3 protein-coding genes and 1 pseudogene are annotated in these 3,249 nt (G+C 39.2%); 2 read left to right on the top strand and 2 right to left on the bottom strand.

Annotated elements, in window-relative coordinates; genetic code table 11:
* Both ACWQ4X_RS19520 and ACWQ4X_RS19515 read right to left on the bottom strand, forming a co-directional pair.
* Nucleotides 1-520, bottom strand: a 520-nt coding sequence (locus ACWQ4X_RS19520; protein ID WP_457904661.1) for a 5'-methylthioadenosine/S-adenosylhomocysteine nucleosidase family protein, incomplete at its 3' end; no start/stop codon positions are given.
* 132 nt (nt 521-652) lie between these two features.
* Nucleotides 653-1,788, bottom strand: a pseudogene (locus ACWQ4X_RS19515) (TDT family transporter).
* 184 nt (nt 1,789-1,972) lie between these two features.
* Between ACWQ4X_RS19515 and ACWQ4X_RS19510 the strand changes: the two are divergent.
* Both ACWQ4X_RS19510 and ACWQ4X_RS19505 read left to right on the top strand, forming a co-directional pair.
* Complete coding sequence (locus tag ACWQ4X_RS19510) at nt 1,973-2,854, top strand: IS982 family transposase (RefSeq protein ID WP_457904660.1); 882 nt, start codon at nt 1,973-1,975, stop codon at nt 2,852-2,854.
* Between the two features lie 38 nt (nt 2,855-2,892).
* On the top strand, nt 2,893-3,249 hold a 357-nt coding region (locus ACWQ4X_RS19505; RefSeq protein WP_031944353.1), incomplete at its 3' end, for a RepB family plasmid replication initiator protein.

Here is a 3,249-nt window from a genome sequence, read left to right as displayed (position 1 = left end):
ATAACAAATTGTCTTCCCAGTCCAAATGCGCGGTGTCGTTGGCACCATCTGAAATATATTTGACCGAAATCAGGCGGACACCCTGTTTTTTACAGACCTTTGCCAGCGCATATCCTTCCATATCCACCAAATGACACTGTACTTTCGGTGCTCCCGTTTCAAAGCTATCGCCCGTGCCACAGATACCTGTACGCAAGTGTTGAAAATAGGGCTGTAAATCAATTTCAGCAGGATAAGTCGCATCGAACGGTGTGAGACCTACAGGAAAACCGAGCGGAGACACATCCATGTCACGTTGAACAAATTGAGAGACTTCCACCAACTCATGTGCATCAAAATAAGTACTGCCTGCTGTGCCTAAATTAATCAGGGTTTTACAGCCTGTTTTTTGAATCACTTCAAATGCTTTATAGGCCGCGTTGACTTTACCAATACCACTGTAGTGAACTTCAATCCCTGCTTGCTCAAACAATCCTTTAGACTCATTTGGCAAAGCCATGATTAGTGCCACATCCGACATAAAATACTCAAATAACAGACTTCATTCATGCCATTAGAAAACAAATCGATCCGAAAGAAAAGCGCCTCTGGTCTCTGCTCAAACAACCTACATAAGATCAGATGGCGCTTTAAACTGAATGGATTGTAGACCTCATTTATACTGCTGTTCTAAATAGGTTTTTAAGCACGGCGAAAAGAACAAATCCCCTTGATAAAAACGTGTGCCGTCTTGGTTGCAACCAAACTCCATAACAACATCAGTATGGCTGCAAAAGCATAGCCAACGGCATACAGGAAGGCCAAATTGAGTTGCTGGGCTAAGGTTAAGATTGCGAGTGTATATACGCCCAATGGGAAAGTCAGTCCCCACCAGCCCAAATTAAACGGCAAATCCTGTTTGGCATGGTGCAAAGTCGTCAGTACCGCAATCCCCAACCACCACAGCCCAAAACCCAACAGAATTAAACTGGCCAAAATTCCCGCCTGCTGAAATAACTGACCCAGTTGTGCTAAGCCCAAACTCGCCATCAGCGTCGGTGCCTGATGCCCCAAAACCAATAATGCCAAAGCAGCAGTGCCTATCGGCCCCAAAGCCAAGCAACTGCTGACTGCCAACTCTTTTTCAGGCAGTTTATGTAAGACCAAACGCAACATTAAAATCGTTAAAATAGCAAAGGCAGGTAATACTGAAACACCCCACAACACATAACTACCCAGTAAAATCGCAACGGCGTGAGTATCAGCTGCCAAATGCCCTAGTAATAGACCACCACTGCTGGCTGCAACCTCACAGGCCACGATCGGCAATAACCACACCGCAGTCATCTGCTGTAAAGCATGCTCCTGATGTCTATACATGGCAAAAGGAACTGCCCACGCCACCAAGAGCGCCAAGACTACATCTGCATACCAGAGCGTTTGCGCAATCTGTACAGCTGTGTCGCCATAAATAGGCTGACCATACTTTAAAAAGCCATTGAGGATGGTGGCCAGCGCCATCGGAATCGTCCCTAAAAATAGGCTCATGCTTGGATGTTGAAAAATCTGTTTGGCTTCATGCGGATAAAATGCCCAACGTAAGCCATATAGCACACTAAAAAGTACGAACAGTAAAATATTGAAATACCACAGCCCTGTGCCGAGTTGCCATGTGAATGCCTTTAACATCGGAAACTCTGATACAATTAATGCCACAACACCTGTTCCCATACTCACAGTGAACCAGTTGGGGGTGAATTGACGGATCAGATTTTGCCGCTGTCCAAGTTGTGTAAATGGTTTTTGCATGAGTTCGGCCTCATTTAAAATCTACATTTATACTAATCAAATTTATAAATAAGAAAAATTGATTAATTTATATTAAATAAATCAATAAAATTAATATAAATACGCGAATCTCAACTTTTTAAGTCTTTGAAATAAAAAGGACATAACCCAATTTAATTTTCGACTAAGAAAAGCAAAGCAAGTTATGTCCATTTACGAATTTATCATTTCTGTATTTTTAATCATAGAGCAATTTTACTCAGCGATTGTCATTCAACCTTTAAGAAGTAGAGGATTTCCACCCGCTTTAAGTGATATTGAAATTCTTACTATACAAATTGTGGGAGAGTTTCTTGGCTTAGATTCTGATAAAAATATCTGGTTCTACTTTAAACACAATTGGTTTGAATGGTTTCCAAAATTAGGTTCCTATCCTAATTTTTGCAAACATTGTGCAAAATTATGGCATGTAAATCAACAGATTATGTCACAACTAAAATCTGTTTTCGGTTTAGATAATATTCATTTTATCGATGGCTTTCCTATACCTGTTTGTCGTTATGCTAGAGCAAAAAAACATAAAAACTTCAAAGAATCTGCAGGTTTTAGTTATTGTGCGGCTAAACAAGAAAAATATTATGGTTTCAAAGGACATATCGTTATTAACTTTTCAGGAATGATTACAGGCTATACTTTTGCTCCAGCTCATTGTGATGAACGTGATGTTGCACCAGAAATTAATCAAGATATTCAGGGATTACTTGGTGGTGATAAAGGATACTTAAGACCTGAATTAAAACACTATTTTAAGTACCAAGATATTGATTTACAAACACCTTATAGAAAGAACATGACTGATAGCAGGTCTAAGGAAGCTATGGCGAGGCTCATGAATGCTCGTAGAAAAATTGAGACTGTTATAGGTCAATTAACTGAACGATTTCACATTCAAAAAGTAAGAGCTAAAGATTTATGGCATTTAACGCATAGAATTACGCGTAAGATTCTTTCACATACCATTGCAGTAATTTTAAATACACGATTAGGAAATCCACCTTTACAACTGGAAAGCCTTATTCAAAGTTGAGATTGGCGTATTCATAAATAATAAAGTAGACAAATATTATGCGAGATCTAGTTGTTAAAGATAATGCTCTAATCAATGCAAGCTATAACCTAGATTTAGTTGAACAACGCTTAGTTCTTCTTGCCATTGTTGAGGCTAGGGAAAGTGGTAGAGGTATCAATGCCAATGACCCTTTAGAAGTGCATGCAGAGAGTTATATCAATCAGTTTAATGTCGCAAGACAAACCGCCTATCAAGCATTAAAAGATGCATGTAAAGACTTATTTGCTCGACAATTTAGCTATCAAGAAATAAATAAAAGAGGAAATGTTGAAAATGTATTAAGTCGTTGGGTGAGTGAAATTAGGTACATTGATGATGAAGCAACTGTAAAATTGATTTTCGCACCTGCGATG

The sequence above is a fragment of the Acinetobacter sp. NigerLNRRAM0016 genome, assembly GCF_054112845.1.
The sequence above is the reverse complement of the archived record's forward strand: the minus strand, read 5'-3'. Positions and strand labels throughout refer to the sequence as shown.